This is a genomic window from Anoxybacillus kestanbolensis, assembly GCF_001996285.1.
Classification (GTDB): domain Bacteria; phylum Bacillota; class Bacilli; order Bacillales; family Anoxybacillaceae; genus Anoxybacillus; species Anoxybacillus kestanbolensis_A.
The window spans coordinates 38,667-58,227 of the sequence record NZ_MQAD01000003.1 but is presented as its reverse complement, the minus strand read 5'-3'; the positions used below and the strand labels follow the sequence as shown (position 1 = coordinate 58,227).

Annotated in this window: 18 protein-coding genes and 3 riboswitches; of the genes, 9 read left to right on the top strand and 9 right to left on the bottom strand. The window is 44.1% G+C overall.

The window, feature by feature from the left end; genetic code table 11:
* Nucleotides 1-232: 232 nt before the first annotated feature.
* A riboswitch (Lysine riboswitch) is annotated at nt 233-411 on the top strand.
* Nucleotides 412-556: 145 nt separating this feature from the next.
* On the top strand, nt 557-1,978 hold the full coding sequence (locus BO219_RS02055; RefSeq protein ID WP_077428149.1) for an amino acid permease: 1,422 nt from the start codon (nt 557-559) through the stop codon (nt 1,976-1,978).
* Nucleotides 1,979-2,022: 44 nt separating this feature from the next.
* Here the strand turns inward: BO219_RS02055 and BO219_RS02050 are convergent, their stop codons facing one another.
* Entirely contained in the window at nt 2,023-2,613 is a 591-nt protein-coding gene (locus BO219_RS02050; RefSeq protein ID WP_077428147.1) for a hypothetical protein, read from the bottom strand.
* Nucleotides 2,614-2,631: 18 nt separating this feature from the next.
* Nucleotides 2,632-3,219 (bottom strand): matrixin family metalloprotease, encoded by a 588-nt coding sequence (locus tag BO219_RS02045; RefSeq protein ID WP_077428145.1) that lies wholly within the window; start codon nt 3,217-3,219, stop codon nt 2,632-2,634.
* A gap of 224 nt (nt 3,220-3,443) precedes the next feature.
* On the opposite strand from BO219_RS02045, the gene BO219_RS02040 reads away from it, so the two are divergent.
* Together BO219_RS02040 and BO219_RS02035 are read left to right on the top strand one after the other, a co-directional pair.
* Nucleotides 3,444-4,871: an ATP-binding protein gene (locus tag BO219_RS02040; RefSeq protein ID WP_077428143.1), complete on the top strand. Its 1,428-nt coding sequence runs from the start codon at nt 3,444-3,446 to the stop codon at nt 4,869-4,871.
* The gene (locus BO219_RS02035) at nt 4,871-5,605 is read left to right on the top strand and encodes a ZIP family metal transporter (RefSeq protein ID WP_077428141.1); all 735 of its coding nucleotides are present in this window, start codon (nt 4,871-4,873) and stop codon (nt 5,603-5,605) included. Before BO219_RS02040 ends, BO219_RS02035 begins: the two co-directional genes overlap by 1 nt.
* A 12-nt stretch (nt 5,606-5,617) precedes the next feature.
* Here BO219_RS02035 and BO219_RS02030 read toward each other — a convergent pair whose 3' ends face one another.
* From BO219_RS02030 to BO219_RS02010, 5 genes are all read right to left on the bottom strand, one after another.
* Nucleotides 5,618-6,154 carry a 1,2-dihydroxy-3-keto-5-methylthiopentene dioxygenase gene (locus BO219_RS02030; RefSeq protein ID WP_077428139.1) on the bottom strand — a complete coding sequence of 179 codons (537 nt, stop codon included), beginning with the start codon at nt 6,152-6,154 and terminating at the stop codon, nt 5,618-5,620.
* A 12-nt stretch (nt 6,155-6,166) separates the two neighbouring features.
* Nucleotides 6,167-6,775, bottom strand: a complete 609-nt coding sequence (locus BO219_RS02025) for a methylthioribulose 1-phosphate dehydratase (RefSeq protein ID WP_077428137.1) — start codon at nt 6,773-6,775, stop codon at nt 6,167-6,169.
* Complete coding sequence (locus BO219_RS02020; protein WP_198936633.1) at nt 6,772-7,428, bottom strand: 2-hydroxy-3-keto-5-methylthiopentenyl-1-phosphate phosphatase; 657 nt, start codon at nt 7,426-7,428, stop codon at nt 6,772-6,774. The genes BO219_RS02025 and BO219_RS02020 overlap by 4 nt, the downstream gene beginning before the upstream one ends.
* Complete coding sequence (mtnW, locus tag BO219_RS02015) at nt 7,428-8,648, bottom strand: 2,3-diketo-5-methylthiopentyl-1-phosphate enolase (RefSeq protein ID WP_077428133.1); 1,221 nt, start codon at nt 8,646-8,648, stop codon at nt 7,428-7,430. Before mtnW ends, BO219_RS02020 begins: the two co-directional genes overlap by 1 nt.
* 60 nt (nt 8,649-8,708) lie before the next feature.
* A riboswitch (SAM riboswitch) is annotated at nt 8,709-8,816 on the bottom strand.
* 89 nt (nt 8,817-8,905) lie between these two features.
* Complete coding sequence (locus BO219_RS02010; RefSeq protein ID WP_077428131.1) at nt 8,906-10,078, bottom strand: pyridoxal phosphate-dependent aminotransferase; 1,173 nt, start codon at nt 10,076-10,078, stop codon at nt 8,906-8,908.
* 96 nt (nt 10,079-10,174) lie between these two features.
* Here BO219_RS02010 and BO219_RS02005 point away from each other — a divergent pair, with 96 nt between their 5' ends.
* The 6 genes from BO219_RS02005 (at nt 10,175) to BO219_RS01980 (ending at nt 16,998) form a co-directional block, all read left to right on the top strand.
* Entirely contained in the window at nt 10,175-10,969 is a 795-nt protein-coding gene (locus tag BO219_RS02005) for a carbon-nitrogen family hydrolase (RefSeq protein WP_198936624.1), read from the top strand.
* An 87-nt stretch (nt 10,970-11,056) separates the two neighbouring features.
* Nucleotides 11,057-11,156, top strand: a riboswitch (SAM riboswitch).
* A gap of 72 nt (nt 11,157-11,228) precedes the next feature.
* The gene (gene mtnK, locus BO219_RS02000; protein WP_077428127.1) at nt 11,229-12,398 is read left to right on the top strand and encodes an S-methyl-5-thioribose kinase; all 1,170 of its coding nucleotides are present in this window, start codon (nt 11,229-11,231) and stop codon (nt 12,396-12,398) included.
* Nucleotides 12,399-12,405: 7 nt separating this feature from the next.
* Nucleotides 12,406-13,443 carry an S-methyl-5-thioribose-1-phosphate isomerase gene (gene mtnA / locus BO219_RS01995; protein ID WP_077428125.1) on the top strand — a complete coding sequence of 346 codons (1,038 nt, stop codon included), beginning with the start codon at nt 12,406-12,408 and terminating at the stop codon, nt 13,441-13,443.
* Nucleotides 13,440-14,552: a sugar ABC transporter substrate-binding protein gene (locus BO219_RS01990; protein WP_077428123.1), complete on the top strand. Its 1,113-nt coding sequence runs from the start codon at nt 13,440-13,442 to the stop codon at nt 14,550-14,552. The genes mtnA and BO219_RS01990 overlap by 4 nt, the downstream gene beginning before the upstream one ends.
* Nucleotides 14,549-16,042 carry a sugar ABC transporter ATP-binding protein gene (locus BO219_RS01985; protein ID WP_077428121.1) on the top strand — a complete coding sequence of 498 codons (1,494 nt, stop codon included), beginning with the start codon at nt 14,549-14,551 and terminating at the stop codon, nt 16,040-16,042. The genes BO219_RS01990 and BO219_RS01985 overlap by 4 nt, the downstream gene beginning before the upstream one ends.
* Nucleotides 16,039-16,998 carry an ABC transporter permease gene (locus tag BO219_RS01980; RefSeq protein ID WP_077428119.1) on the top strand — a complete coding sequence of 320 codons (960 nt, stop codon included), beginning with the start codon at nt 16,039-16,041 and terminating at the stop codon, nt 16,996-16,998. The genes BO219_RS01985 and BO219_RS01980 overlap by 4 nt, the downstream gene beginning before the upstream one ends.
* 7 nt (nt 16,999-17,005) lie before the next feature.
* Here BO219_RS01980 and BO219_RS01975 read toward each other — a convergent pair whose 3' ends face one another.
* Together BO219_RS01975 and BO219_RS01970 are read right to left on the bottom strand one after the other, a co-directional pair.
* A complete protein-coding gene (locus tag BO219_RS01975) occupies nt 17,006-17,323 on the bottom strand; it encodes a CZB domain-containing protein (protein ID WP_226373742.1) in 318 nt (105 codons plus the stop codon).
* 6 nt (nt 17,324-17,329) lie between these two features.
* Nucleotides 17,330-19,519, bottom strand: a complete 2,190-nt coding sequence (locus tag BO219_RS01970) for a PAS domain-containing sensor histidine kinase (RefSeq protein ID WP_077428157.1) — start codon at nt 19,517-19,519, stop codon at nt 17,330-17,332.
* Between the last annotated feature and the right edge of the window lie 42 nt (nt 19,520-19,561).

The following is a 19,561-nucleotide window of genomic DNA, read 5'->3' as shown; positions in this document are numbered from 1 at the left end:
ATGTTCATAAGAGAACCATGCAATAAGATGTAAAGATAATCACGAAAGAAGTGGGATCTCAAATATATTTTATCAAAATTTTTAATATATTTTTACGATTGGATGAAAAAACAGAACCATATATTCCGTTCCCTTCTTGTAAATATGTGCTAAAAATTTTTTCGTTGACGAAAGGAAAAGATTTTTGTACGATAGTAACGTCAATTGCATACGAAATCTTTCTCGTCAACTAAGATGAGATAGAGGTCGCGGCAAATAATAGTAGTTTCATGGAGACGCAGAGACGTCGATGAAGTGAGATGAAAGGATTTGTCGCCGAAGTTTATAGCGTGCTCTGGCGCTATAAGCTGGGCCTGTGACCGAATAGGTGCAGGACTGTCATCGCGCATGCGGTGGAGAGCTATCGATCTTAAGTTTGATGCGGATGTGTCATATATTGTGCACCCGTTGAAAACTTAGGGTGCACTTTTTTATTTATCACGCCCGCTTTTAACAGCGCTCTACCGCTTCGCCATTATATTTTCGCTATTATATTATGCATGAAAGGATGAACAACATGAAACAACAAAAACTCGGCTTTTGGTTATTGACGGGGCTCGTTGTCGGGAATATGGTCGGCTCTGGCATTTTTATGCTTCCTCGTTCACTTGCAGAAGCGGCAAGCCCTGCTGGCGTGTTGCTCGGTTGGCTATTGACGGGCGCGGGCGTACTTATGATTGCGATAATTTTTGGCAACTTAGCGATTCGTAAACCTGAATTAAACGGCGGACCGCAAATTTATGCGAAAGAGCTGTTTCCAAAAGGCTCAAACGCATCCGTTTTGTCCGGCTTTATGTCTTCTTGGGGATATTGGATCGGAAACGTCGCAGGAAACGTAGCGATCATTACGACGTTTGCTAGTTATTTATCAACGTTTTTCCCTATTTTAACGAGCGGACATGTCGTCTTCTCTGTTGGCTCATTTACATTAAAACTTGGCAACCTGCTCACGTTTCTCGTCTGCACCGCACTTTTATGGATGATGCATGCGATCATTTTACAAGGAGCAGAAAGTGCCGGAAAGTTGAACTTTGTCGCAACGGCAACGAAAGTGCTCGGCTTTTTCCTTTTTATTGTCATCGCGTTGTTTGCGTTTGAAAAAAGCTATCTCCAACCGTTTGTTGCTCCACGTTACGATGAAGCAGGTCATACGCTCGGATTGCTTTCGCAAATTAACAACGTCGCGTTAAGCACGCTTTGGGCGTTTATCGGCATTGAATCAGCGATCGTTTTTGCTTCGCGTGCCCGAAAACAAAGCGATGTCAAACGCGCAACGATTGTCGGACTATTCATTGCTTTAGCCATTTATATTGGCATTAGCGTACTTGTGATGGGACTATTAAAACAAGAGACGCTTATTCAGTCTGAAAAGCCGCTTGTTGATGCGATCGGTACTGTATTAGGTCCAATCGGAGCGCAGCTTTTGGCAGGACTTGGTTTAATTAGTTTAATCGGCTCAACGCTCGGCTGGATTTTTTTAAGTGCCGAAGTGCCGTATCAAGCGGCAAAACAAGGATTATTTATTCGTGCCTTTTTACAAGAAAACAACAAAGGCATGCCGCGTTTTTCTTTAATCGTCTCAAATATGATTGCCCAATTATTTATTTTTTCAACGATTTCAAACTCAATGGCGGCCGCATTTGATTTCGTTATTTACATTGCGACGTTATCATATCTCGTTCCGTATTTCATCGCTTCTGTCTTCCAATTGAAGCTTGTCTGGACAGGCGAAACGTATGAAACGACGCAACAACGAATGACAGACGGCATCATCGCTGTCCTTGCGACTATTTATTCCATTTGGCTTGTGAAAGCAGGCACGGCTGACATGAAAACATTTTTACTCGGCATCGCCTTGCTTGCAAGCAGCTTGTTGTTTTATCCGCTACTTCTTAAACAACAAAGCGAACATAAAACGAAACAAAAACAGTCGGCATAACAAAACCCCCGTCCATTTGGCGGGGGTTCATAGTCTCACCATCTTTATTCTTTATATTTTTTTCTTGCCTCTTCAAATATTCGGTTTAGTTTTTCTATTTGTTTATTATTTGCTTGCTTACTACTGTTCAAATGACCGTCGTATTCGATTTGATTACTAGCTAACGGCACCTTTCCATAATATACACCTTTGATTGTATACTCATCATGTGTCGTACTTTTTCTTAAAAACAAAAGATAGCTTTTATTATCCTTCATCAACTGATACCCTGCTGAACCATACAATGTATTTGTTTCTTTATCAAACGCGCCATTTTCGATAACTTTGATAACATTCCCTTTATCTAACTCGTATCCTTTCTCATTTTTGAAAACTTTTTTGATTTCGACGTCACTGATTGTATAAAAACCCGTCACCATATCGCCGTCTTTATCAAAATGACTCTCTCCTTTTTTCTTCGTACCAATTAAAATAACTTCACTATCATTCTCCATTTCTCCTAAATAATCATACTCATCTATTATTTTTGACTCACTATGGACATGTTTTGTATGTACATTACTCAATCGAGACTCTATATTGTTACAAGCGTATAAAAGTAAAATCGAAAATAAAAGAAAAGCAATCTTTTTCATTAAGCCACTCCCTTTCCGCTAATAGATAGCATTTATTCCATTCCAATCATCATTTTGTGGATACTCATCATTTAGAAAACCTTTCGAAAGCATGATAGCACGAACATCATCTTCATGATCTAATCCTAAAGCATGCCCTATCTCATGAGCTGTCGTTTCTCTCGTTTGAACCCAAGATAACTTTTGAAAACCCGGTAAATAAATTCTCAACTGCGACTTATCGTATGTACAGTCCCAACAAGCAGTCACTTGTCCTAGCCAGTTCACATTATAGTTGATGCAATCGGCAACGACAGAACCCATGTCCTTCGTACTAGCCCACCATTTGTAGTTAGCTTGGGAATCATCGTACGTTCTAGTCGTACCAATAAGAGAAGAACTATCAAACGCTTCTGAACCATAAACCGCTCTCGCTTCATAACCAGCTTGGATAACCGACGAATCAATCCAATATTTTAATGAGTTTGGGTTCCTATATTTCCCACCAAATAACTCATAAGCATACGTATTGCTACTAAAAATGAAATATAACATGATAATACATAAAAAAATAAATCGTCCCAAATTAGGAACCTGTCTTTTTCCTCCCGTAAACATTTTACTCATACCAAACCCGCTCCCCCTGACAATGTGTTGTTGTTTTAATTTTTATGTGATCATACCATTTTTTTTTTTTTTATGTAAACCGATTTTTGATTGGAACATATTTCCATACTCTACAACATAACAAAACCCCCTCCAATTTTGGCGGGGTTTTTTCATTTTCTCAGTCTTTTTTTCATCTTTATGTTATAATATTCCTTGAATTTTGTTTTGTTGAGGGAGCATATATGGGGAGAGAGAGAATGAGACGATGGTTGTACATCTTGCTTGTTATGATCCCATGCCTTGTAGGAAGCGCGTGGATTGTGCTTTGGCAAGATGAACAACAGCAACAACAATTGCTTGAAGGAACGCGCTTGTTTGCGAATATACATAAAAACGATCTCGATCGCTTTCTTGCGGAGACAACGACAAAACTCGAGACGTTAGCGTTTATGGTTAGCAAACATATGGCGATGTTAAGCGAAAAAGACATAAACGACATGTTGCAACAAATAGAAAAACAAGACGTTCGTTTTCATCACATATCGTTTTTTTCTGAAAGTACAAGTTCAGCGATGCGATTGGCGAAAACGACAAAACAAACGGTCATTGACAGCGATCATACAACAACGATCGTCACACCGATTGTCGATGAAAAAACAAGTGATACAGTCGGTTTTTTTGTGGCGGAATTACGTATGGATTACATAAAAAAACGGATGAAAATCATTGACCAAGGCGCATCGTTTCGTTTATATGATGAGCGTGGAACGATGTTGTTGGCAACAAACGACATTCGCCCATCACAACAAACGGTGACGGTTCATTTAAATTATGCACCATGGATAATTGAAGCGAACGTGCCGCACGTAACGATGAAACAAAATGTGCAAACATCCCTTCCATACATCTTATTGCTGATCGTCGCCATCCATATTGTTTGGCTACTGATTCAATATTGGCTATTAAAACGGCAAACGATGCTTGAACGCATAGAGACCGAAGCACAAAAACTCGAACTTGTCGGCACACTCGCCGCAAGCACGGCGCATGAAATTCGCAACCCACTCGCTGGCATTAAAGGATTTATTCAACTATTAAGTGAAAAACATAAAGATAACGAATCACAACTTTATTTTTCCGTCATTCAAAATGAAATTACACGCATTAACGATATTGTGAACGAATTTTTAATTCTCGGCAAACCGACGGCACAAAAACTTGAAACGTGTGATTTAAACTATATTGTGCAAAGCATTCATCCGATGATTGAGTCGCAAGCGCATTTACATAACGTCGTCTATACGTTTCAACGTGCCGATGTACCACTTCCGATTCGTTGTTCAAAAGATCATTTAAAACAAGTCGTCTTAAATTTAGCAAAAAATGCGATCGAAGCGATGACCGATGGAGGTGAGCTAACGATTTCGCTGACGAAACAAAACGACTGGGCGATGCTGCAAGTGACGGACAATGGATGCGGCATTCCAAACGACGTAAAACACAAACTGTTTCAACCGTTTGTCACATCGAAACAAACGGGAACAGGACTTGGGCTCGTCGTCTGTAAACGTATCATCGATATGCATGAAGGGACAATCGACATTCATAGCATAGAAAAGAAAGGAACGACGATTACCGTTCGTCTTCCTTTACGACAGGAGGTGGAATGATGGTCGATATGCTCATCGGAAGCACGTTATCGGCGCTAGCGACAGGAGCTGGCGCTGTTCCGATTTTATTTTTGTCGCGCTCATTAACGCACAAACGGCGCGACATGTTGCTCGCTTTTACAGCTGGTGTTATGATGGCGGCATCGATGCTTGGGTTAATTCCTGAGTCACTTTCTTCTGGCACGTTTTTGTCTCTTGCGGTTGGATTGTGCTTTGGGGTGTTTACGCTGACACTTCTTGAAAACATCGTACCGCATATCGACTTAGCACATACAAAAAGCGGCATCAAAATGGATCAAAAAGCGCTGCTTGTCCTTACGGCGATTACGCTTCATAACATTCCAGAAGGTTTATCTGTTGGCGTGAGTTATGCCTCGGGGGAACAAAATCATATCGGGGATTTAATTGCGCTTGCGATCGGCTTTCAAAATGCACCTGAAGGATTGCTCGTTGCGCTTTTTTTATTTAACCAACATATATCAAAAGGAAAAGCGTTTTTCATGGCAACCGGGACGGGAATGATCGAGCTCGTCGCCTCCATCATCGGCTTTTATTTAACGTCCGTCGTCGACGCGCTCGTTCCGTACGGATTAGCGTTTGCGGCTGGTGCGATGTTGTTTATTATTTATAAAGAGTTAATCCCTGAAAGCCATGGCGACGGAAACGAACAATCATCGACGTATGCGTTTATTATCGGTTTGCTCGTTATGGTGTTTTTAATTGAAGCATTTTAAAAAGAAGGAGCGTTACGCCCCTTCTTTTTCTTCATACGGATGTGCCACCCAGCCAGATGGATCAATAAACAACCGCACCGCGACGACTTGGCGATCGTCCATTAACGTAAAGAAATGCGGGTTTCCTTCTGGTACAGAAATGACATCCCCTGCTTCAAGTTCAACGTCAAAGTAGCCTGTATTTTCGTCCCCTTTAATGACGAAAATGCCATGGCCAGCAACGATTGCACGCACTTCATCTTCTGTATGCGTATGCACTTGTTCAAATTTTTTCAATAGCTCTTCTAAATTTGGCGTTTGTTCGCACAAGGCGACGACGTCCCACGCTTGGTACCCTCTACGCTTCGCTAAATCTTCAATTTCTGTTTGAAACGTCGCTAAAATATCCGCCTTTTCTTCGTCTGTTAATACAAATTTGTTTTGAAGATGCGTTGGAAGTTTACTTGCATCCCAATGTTCGTACAACACCCCTTGCTTATTTAAAAACGTAGCGACGTTTTCCTTTCCTTCAATCACTTCACCTGTGTTGCGCACTTTAATAACTGCCATACATACTCCCCCTTATCGTTTTAAAAGTAGTAGTTTCACATAATATTGACATAAAAACTCGCATGCTTCTAAAAACTTTTTCGCTTCAAACGCATCTTTTCCCCATACGGTAATGCCGTGGTTGCGAATAAGTACCGCTCCGGCGTCCGCGTGCACATGTTTCGCAAACGCATCCGCTAACGTCGGAATATGGGCGAAATTCGGAATAATCGGAATACGAAATGCCGCATCTTCTTCCCATAATCCGAACGCTTTAATGAGTTCTTGATTTGTAAAAACGACTTCCCCTTCGTCACCGTACCATTCGGAAATAACGTTATTGTCAACGGTATGGACATGAAGCACACAACCAGCGTTCGTTTTATTGTAGATTTTAACGTGAAGAAGCGTCTCAGCTGACGGCTTTAAATGCGTCGCTTCGGCTGGCTGTCCGTCCGCACCGACGAGTAAAAAGTCTTCTGCTGTTTCTTTTCGTTTATCTTTTCCGCTAGCGGTCACAAGAAACGTAAGCGGCTCATCGCTCACCTTTAGCGACAAGTTGCCGCTCGTTCCCATAAACCAGTCGCGCTCCGCTAGTTCTCGTTTCACTTCCGCAAGTTCTTCCCATTTTTTTTGTCTCACACGATCACCTCGCTTTCTTGTAACGCGTCAATGACATCATAAAACGTCGTGAACGGTGTATGTGGCAAATGAAGCTCCCGGCATTTTTCAAGCAAAAAGTCGCGCGCGATGACGTAATCGGCTAGTTTCGCCGCCGCTAAATCGGTAATGGAATCGCCAATCACAATCGTTTTTGCCCCTTTTGGCGCGAGTTTACGAAGAAGCGACGGCTTGCAGCACCCGCATTCATTTTTGCAATGTTCATCGCACGCATACGGCCACGTAATGTGAATCGTTTCTCCGCTAAAGTCAGCGCTGTTACAAAAAATGCGCTCTTTTTCAACAAGTCCGTCTAACAGCGGATAAACGAAAAAGTCGATGCCGCCGCTCACGATATAAAGCGGAATTTCCCGTTCGTTTGTAAATGCGACAAAGTCGGAAAATCCGTCGCGAATGCGGGCAGTGTCAAGCAAAAATTGCACGATGTCTTCTTTTAGCGTCGTCGGCAATAGCGAAAACATACGTCCGACACCTTGTTGTACGGAACATCTTTGCGCAAGTACGTCATCTTTGATGGCCTCCCACTCGGGCGGAGCGAACTGTTTCATAAGCGCAATAATGTTGTCGTTTAACGTAATCGTTCCATCAAAGTCGCAAAAAATAATTGGCTTCATCAAGCGCTCCCCCATAAATCAAGCGCTTGTTGTAACGCTTCGTTTTCTTTTGCCGCATCATGAAGCGAACGACCAGCAAGCACCGCATCAACTGCGGCACGAAACGCTTGCCCGCCACCAATTGCCCCGCTCGGATGACCATGCACTCCGCCGCCTGCGTTAATGACGGAGTCGATGCCAAAATCGCGCACTAAAAGCGGCACAAGCCCCGGATGAATGCCGGCGGATGGCACAGGGAATGTGCGTAAAAACGGTTCTTCTTTCGTAAGTTCATGGGCAATCGCAACCGTCTGTTCTTTTTCAAGCGCGACACTTCCATACGGTGATGGGAAAAGCGAAAAATCCGCCCCGGCCATGCGCAATAGTTTTCCAAGAAGAAGCGCATAGCTAACTCCATATACGTGCGATGAGGCGATCGCGCCGCTAAACGACGGATGTGCCATAATCGGCAAGCGAATGTCATCGTCTTCACGAAGCGCTTGCAACACGTCAAGTCCGTATGTAAACACGTTAAACAACAACACGTCCGCCCCTAGCTCCGCCGCACGCTTCGCTTTGTCTTTTAGTTCAAACGTTTTACCTGTTAAATTGACCGCATATAACGTTCGATGCCCTGTTTGTTCGTACACCTCTTGTAGCGCTTGTTTTCCTGCGACAATGCGCTTTTCAAACGGCGTTAAGTCATTGTCAAATAAAATTTCATCGTCTTTCACGAGATCGACCCCACCGAGCGCTTGTAGTTTTAATTGTTCGGTGACGTATTGTAAATCACGCCCAATGACCGCTTTAAAAATGCTCATCACAAGCGGACGGTCAAAAACGCCAAGCTTTTCGCGTATGCCGTCAATGCCAAAGCGCGGGCCCGGAAACGCACGCTTCAGTTCGTCAGAAAACGTTAAATCAACAAGTTTAATCGTTCCGTCAAGCGACAATTTTCCAAACGTCGTCGTCAAAATCGCTGGAAAATCGGCGCTAAAATTGACGCTCGGATACGAAATGCGCACGAGGGCACGCTTTAGTCTTTTGCCAAAAAACGTATTGACCCGCTCATCTTCTTCGAGCTGTTCAATGGACTGAACAACGCCTTTATGTTTTTTCAACTGCTCTTGTTCAAGCTGCGGCAAATCGGTCCACGACCCGACAGTCAATCCAAGCGCAATCCCTTCCGCTTTTTTCACTAAGTCTTTGTCGTCATGAATCAAATATGTTGCGGTAATCATCTTCCCACTCCTTTACAAATAAAAAACCTCTTCATAAGAAGAGGCTCAATCGTTCGTCTCTTCTTATCTCTCAGCTCATTGCTGCGAGAATTAGCACCGTGCTTAACACTTGTTAAGTCGGTTGCCGGGCTTCATCGGGCTCGTCCCTCCACCTACTCTTGATAAGAATTCGCAATGTATAAAATTTTTCAAACAGTTCGTTTTTCACAAATTTAATTCGAATTATGACAGCACATGCCGATTTTGTCAACGATTTTTTAAAAAAGTTGCAACCGCCCGATGCGTTCCGCTGCTTCTTGAAGTCTTGCTTCGCTTGTGAGCAGCCCTGTGCGCACATAGCCTTCCCCATGTTCGCCAAACCCAATGCCCGGAGCGACCGCCACGTGCGCTTTTTGAAGCAAAAGGTCAGCAAACGTTTCCGACGTATAGCCGTTTGGCACCGGAAGCCAAGCGAAAAACGAACCTGCTGGCGCTTGCACATTCCAGCCGATGTCACGCAATGCATGAACGAACGTGTTTCTTCTTGCTTCATACGTCGCGACAAGCTCGGCGACGCATTGTTGCGAATCAAGTAGTGCGACTGCTGCCGCTTCTTGAATCGCCCCGAACATGCTGACGTATAAATGGTCTTGTAATACGTTGATCGCTTCGATCATGCTTTCGTTACCGACCGCAAAACCGATGCGCCATCCTGCCATATTGTACGTTTTTGAGAACGTATAAATTTCAATGCCGACGTCTTTGGCCCCTTCGACTTGTAAAAAGCTTACTGGCTTTTTCCCGTCAAAGCCGATCGCTCCGTATGCGAAATCGTGTACAACACCGATACGATGTTTTTCAGCAAACGAAACGGTTTGTTGAAAAAACGATTTCGTTGCGGTTGCGCCGGTCGGATTGTTCGGATAGTTTAAAAACATCAGTTTCGCCTTGCGAACGACATCTTTGTTTAGCTCCTCGTAATTAGGTAAAAAGCCGTTTTCCGCCCGTAGCGGCATCATTTCCATGCGCGCCCGCGCAAGCACGACCCCCGACCAATAGTCTGGATAACCAGGGTCAGGAACGAGCACAACATCGCCCGGATTTAATAAGCAAAGCGGCATTTCAACAAGCCCTGCTTTTCCGCCAAACAAAATAGCGACTTCTTTTTCAGGATCAATCGTCACGCCATACTCGCGTTTATAAAACGTCGCGACTGCTTCTTTCAAAAACGAATAGCCGCGAAATGGTGAATATTTATGATACATAGGCTTTGCTACCGCCTGTTGCATCGCGCTTACAATGTGCGCTGGTGTCGGCTGATCTGGATTTCCTTGTCCGAGATTAATGACATCATGCCCTTCGGCAATGACTGCGTTCACTTTTTGCACGAGCGAAGCAAAAAATTGCTTCGGAAGTTGCTGTAACAAGTTCGATTGCGGAAATGTTTTCATTTTTCACACCTACTTCACAAAAAGGTTGAAATTCTAGTCAAGAATCATATATCGTAAAAATCAAAATGTAAAGAAAATTTTTTTGAGGTGAATGAGATGAATATCGCTTGCGTACAAATGGACATTGCGTTTGGAGCACCGGAAAAAAATAAACAAACAGTCGTGCGCTACATGGAACAAATCGCGAAAGAAGCCGATGTCGTCGTTTTACCTGAACTATGGACGACAGGTTACGATTTAACGAGACTTGCTCATATTGCCGATGAAAACGGCGAACAAACGAAAGCGTTTCTTTCCGAACTTGCCCGCACGTATCATGTGCATATCGTCGGTGGATCGGTCGCGAAAAAAGTGGCGGACAACATAACGAATACGATGTATATCGTCCATCGAAACGGCGATGTCGTTTGTGAATATAACAAACTTCATTTGTTTAAATTGATGGATGAGCATGTATATTTACAAGCGGGAGAAACGACCGGGCTATGTTCGCTCGATGAAACGACGTGTGCGGGGGTCATTTGTTATGACATTCGCTTTCCAGAATGGATTCGCGCGCATACGCTAAACGGTGCGGAAGTGTTATTTGTCGTTGCGGAATGGCCCCTTTCGCGCCTTCATCATTGGCGCACGTTATTAATGGCGCGAGCGATCGAAAATCAATGTTACGTCGTCGCGTGCAACCGTGCAGGATCAGACCCGAACAACACGTTTGCTGGGCATTCGATGATTATCGATCCGTGGGGAAATATTCTTGCGGAAGGAAGCGAACAAGAAACGGTCATCAAGGCAACGATCGACATAAACGAAGTACAACGCGTACGCGCCCGCATCCCGATTTTTGCTGATCGTCGCCCAGACGTGTATAAAATTTTTGAAAAAAAAGATTGACAAACAAGCGAGAAGCGATGTATGATTCAAATCAAGCGAATTCACGAAACGTTTTCACTATTCAAAACATTCGAATAAAGATAAACACTCTTATCAAGAGCAGGTGGAGGGACGAGCCCGATGAAACCCGGCAACCGGCGATGACGCACGGTGCTAATTCTTGCAGCAGTAGGCTGAGAGATAAGAGGTGCGAAGCAAACTTCAAACCTCTTTCGTTCAGCGAAAGAGGTTTTTTATTTATGTCAAGGGGGGAATTCATATGTACGAACCGTTAACAGAACAAAAAGCGATCGCTCTCGCTGTCCGCTTAGGGCTATTTGACGCCGATGCCCTTCTTTCATGCCAAGAAATTGGCGATGGCAACTTAAATCTCGTCTTTCGCATCGTCAACGAACGCACAAACGACAGCATCATCATAAAACAAGCGTTGCCGTACGCGAAAGTCGTCGGAGAAAGCTGGCCGCTCACATTAAAACGAGCGACAATTGAAAGCCAAGCGTTGCGCACATTCGCAAGCTACGCCTCTCAGTATGTACCAAAAGTGTACTATTCCGATGAGACTTTAGCGATTACGGTGATGGAAGATTTGTCGCATTTACAAATTGCACGTCGTGGACTGATCGAAGGAAAAACATTTCCGAAGCTTTCTGAACATATCGGCGAGTTTGTCGCGAAAACGGCGTTTTATACGTCTGATTTTGGCATGAATCAACAACAAAAAAAGAAGCTCGCCCAACAATTTACAAACCCTGAACTATGTAAAATTACGGAAGATCTCGTCTTTACCGACCCGTTTTTTGACCACGACACGAACAACTTTGAAGCAGAACTGCGCGCCGATGTCAAGCAGCTTTGGCAAGATGATGAACTCAAGCGCGAAGTAGCGAAATTGAAACGGCTCTTTTTAACAAAAGCAGACGTGTTGCTTCATGGCGACTTACATACCGGAAGCATATTCGCAAGCGACGATGACACGAAAGTAATTGATCCAGAATTTGCATTTTACGGTCCGATCGGCTTTGATTTAGGGAATTTTTTTGCCAATTTACTATTAAACGCCCTCGCTCGCCATGAAAGCGAATGCGAGCCGCTCTTTACACATATTGAAAAAACGTGGGACGTGTTTGTTCGCACATTTACAACATGTTGGCAAGAAAGCAACGAACCGTATGCGCGCGTTTCTTTCGTGCTCGACGACATCATGAACGATGCGCTCGTGGAAGCAATCGGCTTTGCTGGTTGCGAAGTCATTCGCCGCACGATCGGTTTAGCGCATGTGGCGGACCTCGATGAATTGCCGCTTGAACAACGGCTCGAAGCGAAACGCCATGCCCTTCGTCTCGGACGCGAGCTGATCGTCCATCGACACAATCTTCGTGTCGATGATTTCAAACGTCTCGTTGAACAAACCGCACATGTAAACAGCTAGGAGGAAAATGATGAAAGCAGTACAATGGCACGATACGCATATTACAATTTTAAACCAACAAGCGTTGCCTCATAAGACTGAATATTTAGAATTAAAAAATATAGAAGACGTGTGGGACGCGATCGTCACGTTAAAAGTGCGCGGGGCACCAGCGATCGGCATGACCGCCGCTTACGGATTAGCACTTGCAGCCAAATTATATGAAACCGATGATTTAGCGACATTTCATACTAAACTAAAGCGCGATCGCGACTATTTAGCAAGCTCGCGTCCGACTGCCGTCAATTTATTTTGGGCGCTTGACCGGCTCATGAAAAGCGTTGTCAACGCCACCTCGGTCAATGAAGCGAAAACGTCGCTCATTCATGAAGCAATTTGCATTCAAATTGAAGATGAAGACGTCTGCCGCCGCATCGGTGAATATGCCCTTTCTTTGTTTCAAGACGGCGACCGCATCATGACAATTTGCAATGCGGGGGCGATTGCAACGGCGCGCTACGGTACCGCCCTTGCGCCGTTTCATTTAGCGAAAGAAAAAGGAATCACCCTTCATGCGTACGCTTGTGAAACACGCCCGGTCTTGCAAGGCGCAAGGCTGACCGCATGGGAGCTTTCCGAAGCGGGTGTTGATGTGACGCTTATTACAGACAATATGGCAGCGCAAACGATGAAAGCCAAACATATTTCCGCAGTCATCGTCGGCGCCGATCGCATTGCCGCCAACGGCGATACCGCCAACAAAATCGGTACGTTCGGCTTAGCTATTTTGGCAAAAGCGTTCAACATTCCGTTTTACGTCGCCGCCCCGCTTTCAACAATCGACTTACAGACGAAAACAGGCGACGATATCCCGATTGAAGAGCGGGCGAAAGAAGAAGTGACGCATATCGGAGGCGTGCGCATCGCACCAGATGTGAACGTCTACAACCCGGCATTTGACGTCACACCGCATGAACTTATTACAGGCATTATTACTGAAAAAGGCATCGTTTTCGGCGATTATGAAACGAAGCTACCGACATTATTTGAGGAGGTTTTTGCATGAGAAACATATGGGCAATGATCGTGCTTTTATTCGCGCTATTAGTCGGGTGCACGAACGAACAAGACGCCGTCTCAAAACCGGCAGAGCAGCCGAAAGAAGAAACGAAACAAACGAATGAAACAACAGGAGCGGACATTCCAGCCGCATTAAACAAACCGATTAAAATTGCCGCCATTATGCAAATGTCGATCGGTACCTTTTCATCACAATATATCGCTGGGGTAAAAGAACAAGTCGCGAAATTCGGAGGCGACGTGCAAATTTATAACGCCGATAACGATTTAACGAAAATGGCATCGTACGTCGAAACAGCAATTAGCCAAAACGTCGATGCGATTTTATTAGACCACGGACGCGCCGATGCGTTAAAAGCGCCAGTTGAAAAAGCGCTCGCGAAAGGCATTCACGTCGTCGCATTCGATAACGATTTAAACATTCCAGGTGTCACCGTCATTGACCAAGACGATTACAGCTTAGCATGGAAAACGTTAAAAACGTTAGCGGAAGATTTAAACGGTGAAGGTGAAATCGTCACCATTTGGGTCGGCGGCTTTACGCCGATGGAACGCCGCCACGTCATATATGAAGCGTTTCAAAAACGATATCCAAACATAAAAGAAGTCGCCAAATTCGGCACGGCAAGCGCCAATACTGCATTAGATACACAAACACAAATGGAAGCCATTTTGAAAAAATATCCGAATAAAGGCGACATCGACGCCGTCTTTGCGACGTGGGATGAGTTCGCTAAAGGAGCGACGCGCGCCATTCAACAAGCAGGTCGAACAGAAATTAAAGTATACGGCATCGACTTAAGCGATGAAGATTTACAACTCATTCAACAACCGAATAGCCCATGGGTCGCAACAACGGCAACTGACCCAGCGGAAGTCGGACGCGTGCAAGTGCGCTTTGCGTATCAAAAAATTGCAGGCGAACAAACGCCAAATATTTATTCACTTGAACCGCATTTAGTGAAACGTTCTGATTTACCAGATGAGCAAGTGTCGATCGGCGAACTGCACAACTACATTACAAGCTGGGGCCAATCGAATGTTGCGGTTTCGCCGTGGATGAAGACGCTTGAAGAAAAGGTGAAAAAACAATGAGCGGTTTACGCATGAAACAAATCGTTCATTCATTTGGTGATGTGACCGTATTAAACGGCGTGAACTTCCATATCCAACCGGGCGAAGTTCACGCCCTTTTAGGTATGAATGGCGCGGGAAAAAGCACGTTAATGAACATTTTAGCTGGCGTGTTGCAACCGACTAGCGGAACGATTGAAATCGATGGACAGCCACATACATTTTTTTCGCCGAAAGATGCGAAACGAGCCGGCATCGGACATGTTGTCCAAGAAGTCGATGCGGCATTATTCCCTGCTTTATCTGTATATGAAAATATTCTCGCTGAACAAATGGTCGAACAAAAACATATGTTCTTTTCCAAAACGAAACAGCGCACAACTGTTTTACAACTGCTTGAACGCGTCGGCTTAGCCCATTTGTCGCTTGATACACCGGTACAGACGTGCACGCTTCATGAAAAACAACTCATTTTACTCGCGCGCGTCCTTTCTTCTTCCGCTCGCTACATTATTTTAGATGAACCAACCGCTTCATTAAGCGAAGAAGAAACGAAACGATTGTTTGCGATGATCGAACAATTGAAAGCACAAGGAGTGTCGTTTATTTACATCTCGCATAAATTGCACGAAGTAAAACGCATATGCGACCGCATGACGATTTTACGAGACGGTACCGTCGTTTACGAAGGCGATGTATCGCTAGCGACAGAAGACATCGTGCGCCATATGGTCGGACGCCAAAAAGAAACGAACGAGCAACGAGCGCGCACCGTCCGCGACGAAACGATATTTGAAGTGAAACAATTGTATATCCCGAAAACGAACACGACCGTCGATCTTGCTGTTCGGCGTGGTGAAATTGTCGGCATCGCTGGCCTTGTTGGTGCAGGAAAAACAGAACTTGCCGAAAGTATGATCGCTCACGTAAAAACGACAGGCGAACGCATATTGCATGGAAAAAAGCAAACGTGGAACTCGCCAAAAGATGCAATTGAAGCAGGCGTTTGTTTCATTCCTGAAGAACGGCGAAAACAAGGGCTTTTTATGAACGAAACGATCGAAAAAAACTTGACCATACGCCTATTGTCAAACATCGCCCCATGGCAATGGATTGACAAACGACGTGAGCGCACGATCGCTACAAACCTTATTTCATCGTTACATATTCGCCCATCTTCGCCGACTGCGCTTGTGAAACATTTAAGCGGCGGCAATCAACAAAAAGTCGTCATCGGGAAATGGTTACAAACAAATGGCGACGTCTTTCTTTTTGACGAGCCGACAAAAGGCATTGACGTGCATGCGAAAGAAGAAGTGTTTGCCATCATTCGCGCGCTTGCTGAAAAAGGAAAAGCGATCATTTATTTAACGAGCGAATGTCAAGAATTGCTTCATATCGCCGATACGATTTACATCATGGTCGACGGGCGCTTCGTCAAAAAAATGGACGCACACGAGGCGACGTATGAACAGCTCGTCTATGACATGACAGGGGGTGGAACAAATTGAAGTTTTTATACAAGTACGGAACGATACTCGCTATCGTAATCGTCATCGCTTTTTTTAGCTTCTCGCTCGATTCGTTTTTCACATACGCCAACTTTAGCGACATTTTGCGCTCTATTTCCATTGTGACGCTTGTTGCGATCGGCATTACGTTTTCGTTAATTGTCGACGGGTTTGATTTATCGGTCGGCTCCACCGTCAGCTTAGCAACGATCGCCAGCGCCTCCGCGCTCGTTTTACATCGTCAAGAACTTTTCGTAGCCCTTGCCGTTCCGCTTCTTCTCGGAGCGCTCGTTGGGCTGCTCAATGCGTTTCTCATTATTCGCCTTCGTTTGCCTGACTTGTTGGCGACGTTAGCGGTCATGTACATCATTAACGGTGTGCAATTGACGTACACAAAAGGTTTTTCCATTTATAACGATATGCCACTTCCCGAAGGTGGCGTGGCACCTGGAAAATTTATTCCATCGTTTTTATTTATCGGACAAGGAGAGCTGTTTGGCGTCCCGTTTTCTGTGTTGCTTATGCTTTTGCTCGTCGTTTGTGCGCATCTTTTTTTAACATATACAAAAACAGGCCGCTTATTTTATATGACAGGCGAAAATCGTGAAGCCGCTCATCTCACCGGCATTCCTGTCAACCGCTATCGTACATATGCGTATATGATTAGCGGATTGTTTGCCGCTTTAGGTGGTATTGTGCTCGCTTCCCGCATTGGTACAGGGCAAGTATCTGCGGGCGCATCGCTACTCATGGACGGCGTCGCCGCTGCCTTTATCGGTTTTTCCGTTTTTGGTGCCGGCAAACCGAATGTGATCGGTACGTTACTTGGCTCGATTTTTATTGGCGTGTTGTTAAACGGGCTGACGATGATGAACGTCCCGTACTATGCGCAAGATATTATAAAAGGAGCGCTACTCATTTTTGCACTTGCGTTGTCCCATATCGTAAAAAAATAAACCCACCTTATGCGAGGTGGGTTTCAAACGTCCGTTCTTTTTCGACTTTTTCGATGAGTTCATCGATGAGACGAATCACTTCTATCGATGCTTGTTCTAGTTCGATTAACTGCGCTTCGGCACCTTTTAGATCGCCTTTAGCGTACGCTTCGGCTGCTTTTTTCGCTGCGATGTGTACACGTTCGTGCGGAGCATTTAATTTTTCGTATGCCGGCGTACCTTGCAGTTGTTTTTTCGTTTGTTCATCAAAGTACCATTTGCCTAGTCGACATTGATAGTGCGAAGCAACATCTTCTGGACGAACGGTTTCATAGCCAACGATCATATCGGTTCATCGCATGTCATTATCAATTGGTAAAGTAATATAAAACGTTGTACCAACCCCGACTTCGCTTTCGACGTCAATGCGCCCTTGATGTTCTTCAATAATTTTATAGCTGACCATTAAGCCAAGTCCCGTTCCGCGCTCTTTCGTCGTATAAAACGGTTCGCCTAATTTTTTGATTTTATCTTTCGGAATGCCGCTTCCTTCATCGCGGACAGAAATGCGTACCCCCTCTGCAACGTGCGCCACGGAAACGGTAATCGTTCCGCCTTTTGGCATCACTTCAATTGCATTTTTTAATATGTTAATAAACACTTGTTTTAGTTGTTTCGAATCGCAATAAATCGGCGGAACCGGCTCATATGTGGCTTCAATTTGAATGTTATGCATCGTCGCTTGTACACTTAACAAATCGACCGTCTCTTGCATAATTTTTGCGACATCGCCTCGCTCGTAATGAACGGCTTGCGGTTTTGCTAAAACGAGAAATTCAGTAATAATGGACTCAATGCGCTTTAATTCCGACATAATGACGTGAAAATACATATTATGTTGTTCACAATCATTGCCGATGCTTCCTTGTAAAAGCTGAATAAATCCTTTTAGCGCTGTCATCGGATTGCGAATTTCGTGCGCAATGCCTGCCGCCAGTTGACCGACGACGCTTAACGTATCCGATTTGCGAAGTTGTTCTTCCATTTCTTTTTTCTCGGTAATGTCGCGCACCATCATCAAACCGACATGTTCAATAATGTTCGGTTTAAACGATAATTCAACGATTTTTTTCTTTCCTTCGCCATCTGTAATTGTAAATTGTTCTTCTTCCTCTCCGTTGTTCAACCACATTTGAAATTTATGCAAATCGTTGCTTCCGATAAATGTATGCAACCTTTTTTCCATCAACTGTTTTTTGGAAAGCGCGAAAATACGGCATGCTACAGGATTGGCATCAAAAATACGCTGTTCGTTATCCATTAACACAATGCCGTCCATCGCATGATTAAATACGTTGCGAAATTTTTGTTCTTGTTCGCGCAACTGTTTCTCCATTTTTCTCCGTTCACTTACGTTGCGAAAAATCGTTAAATGATAGCCGTTAATAACCCCTTTTTTCGAAGTAAACTCAAGTTGTTTTTTCTCCCCGTTTGGCATATGAAACGTTAATTCATCGCGAATTTCTCCATCGCGGAAAAATTGCCGTAACACGTGACGTACTTTTTCATCTTTTGCATCAATAAACTGCATTAAGTTCGCATGAACAAGGTCATGAAGCGGCAATTCAAACGTTCGGCTTGCCGCTGGATTGGCGCGCAAAATATTTCCAAAGTCATCGCAAATTAAAATCGCCTCATGAGCTTGTTCAAAAATAGCACGAAATCGCTCTTCGCTTCGTTGCAAATTCATCTCCATGCTTCGTTTTTCCGTCACGTTGCGCATAATCGCCATAAAAAAGCCACTATGTACGTTCGCTGTTAACGTCAGTTCAAACAGCTTTTGCATGCCGTCCCCTAAAATAAACGGAAGTTCGCTCGATACCGTTCCCGTTCGTTTTAATGTGAGCAACAGTTGTTCAAATAAACCGTAATATTCAATTGGAATAAATGTTTGAATCGATAATTTGAATAGCTCTTCTTTCGAGACATTGACACTCGCACAAAAGGAAGGATTCGCATCAATAAAGCGCCCTTGTTCATCAAAAATGACGATGCCGTCGCCTGCGCGATTAAACAAATCTTTAAATAACGTTTCGTTAATCGTCCGTTCACGCTCAAGCACTTTTTTGGAGGTAATGTCGCGGATCATATATAAGTTAAACGGTTGTTCGTTATAGCGGCGCATAAATAGTTGCACATGTTTGATTTCGCCATCGGCTAAACGGATGATGAGCTCATCGTCGTATGTCCCAAATTTATGCAACATTTGTCTTTGAAAATGGAAAATATGTTCTGGCACAAGGTAGGCGTATTCGTAAAAATTTTTTTGCAACAACTGTTCTTTTGACGCACGAAACAAACGGCACGCCGCTTCATTGACGTCTACGAACGTCCCGTCATCTTTTACTAAAACGATCGCGTCTGTCACTTGTTGTAAAATAAAATTATACAAACTTATTCGCCGATCGATCGCCTCTTTTTCTTGTACCGAAAGCTGAACGAATTTTGATTCTTCCATCATGTTTTGCAAACTCAAACGCATTCCCTCCTCAATCGCTCCCTCCCCATAGTTATGATGTATATT

Bases quoted from the DNA above. Each gene is read 5' to 3' on its own strand.
- BO219_RS02055 (WP_077428149.1), top strand. From the start codon at position 557: ATGAAACAACAAAAACTCGGCTTTTGGTTATTGACGGGGCTCGTTGTC.
- BO219_RS02050 (WP_077428147.1), bottom strand. From the start codon at position 2,613: ATGAAAAAGATTGCTTTTCTTTTATTTTCGATTTTACTTTTATACGCT.
- BO219_RS02045 (WP_077428145.1), bottom strand. From the start codon at position 3,219: ATGAGTAAAATGTTTACGGGAGGAAAAAGACAGGTTCCTAATTTGGGA.
- BO219_RS02040 (WP_077428143.1), top strand. From the start codon at position 3,444: ATGGGGAGAGAGAGAATGAGACGATGGTTGTACATCTTGCTTGTTATG.
- BO219_RS02035 (WP_077428141.1), top strand. From the start codon at position 4,871: ATGGTCGATATGCTCATCGGAAGCACGTTATCGGCGCTAGCGACAGGA.
- BO219_RS02030 (WP_077428139.1), bottom strand. From the start codon at position 6,154: ATGGCAGTTATTAAAGTGCGCAACACAGGTGAAGTGATTGAAGGAAAG.
- BO219_RS02020 (WP_198936633.1), bottom strand. From the start codon at position 7,428: ATGAAGCCAATTATTTTTTGCGACTTTGATGGAACGATTACGTTAAAC.
- mtnW (WP_077428133.1), bottom strand. From the start codon at position 8,648: ATGATTACCGCAACATATTTGATTCATGACGACAAAGACTTAGTGAAA.
- BO219_RS02010 (WP_077428131.1), bottom strand. From the start codon at position 10,078: ATGAAAACATTTCCGCAATCGAACTTGTTACAGCAACTTCCGAAGCAA.
- BO219_RS02005 (WP_198936624.1), top strand. From the start codon at position 10,175: ATGAATATCGCTTGCGTACAAATGGACATTGCGTTTGGAGCACCGGAA.
- mtnK (WP_077428127.1), top strand. From the start codon at position 11,229: ATGTACGAACCGTTAACAGAACAAAAAGCGATCGCTCTCGCTGTCCGC.
- mtnA (WP_077428125.1), top strand. From the start codon at position 12,406: ATGATGAAAGCAGTACAATGGCACGATACGCATATTACAATTTTAAAC.
- BO219_RS01990 (WP_077428123.1), top strand. From the start codon at position 13,440: ATGAGAAACATATGGGCAATGATCGTGCTTTTATTCGCGCTATTAGTC.
- BO219_RS01985 (WP_077428121.1), top strand. From the start codon at position 14,549: ATGAGCGGTTTACGCATGAAACAAATCGTTCATTCATTTGGTGATGTG.
- BO219_RS01975 (WP_226373742.1), bottom strand. From the start codon at position 17,323: ATGATCGTTGGCTATGAAACCGTTCGTCCAGAAGATGTTGCTTCGCAC.
- BO219_RS01970 (WP_077428157.1), bottom strand. From the start codon at position 19,519: ATGCGTTTGAGTTTGCAAAACATGATGGAAGAATCAAAATTCGTTCAG.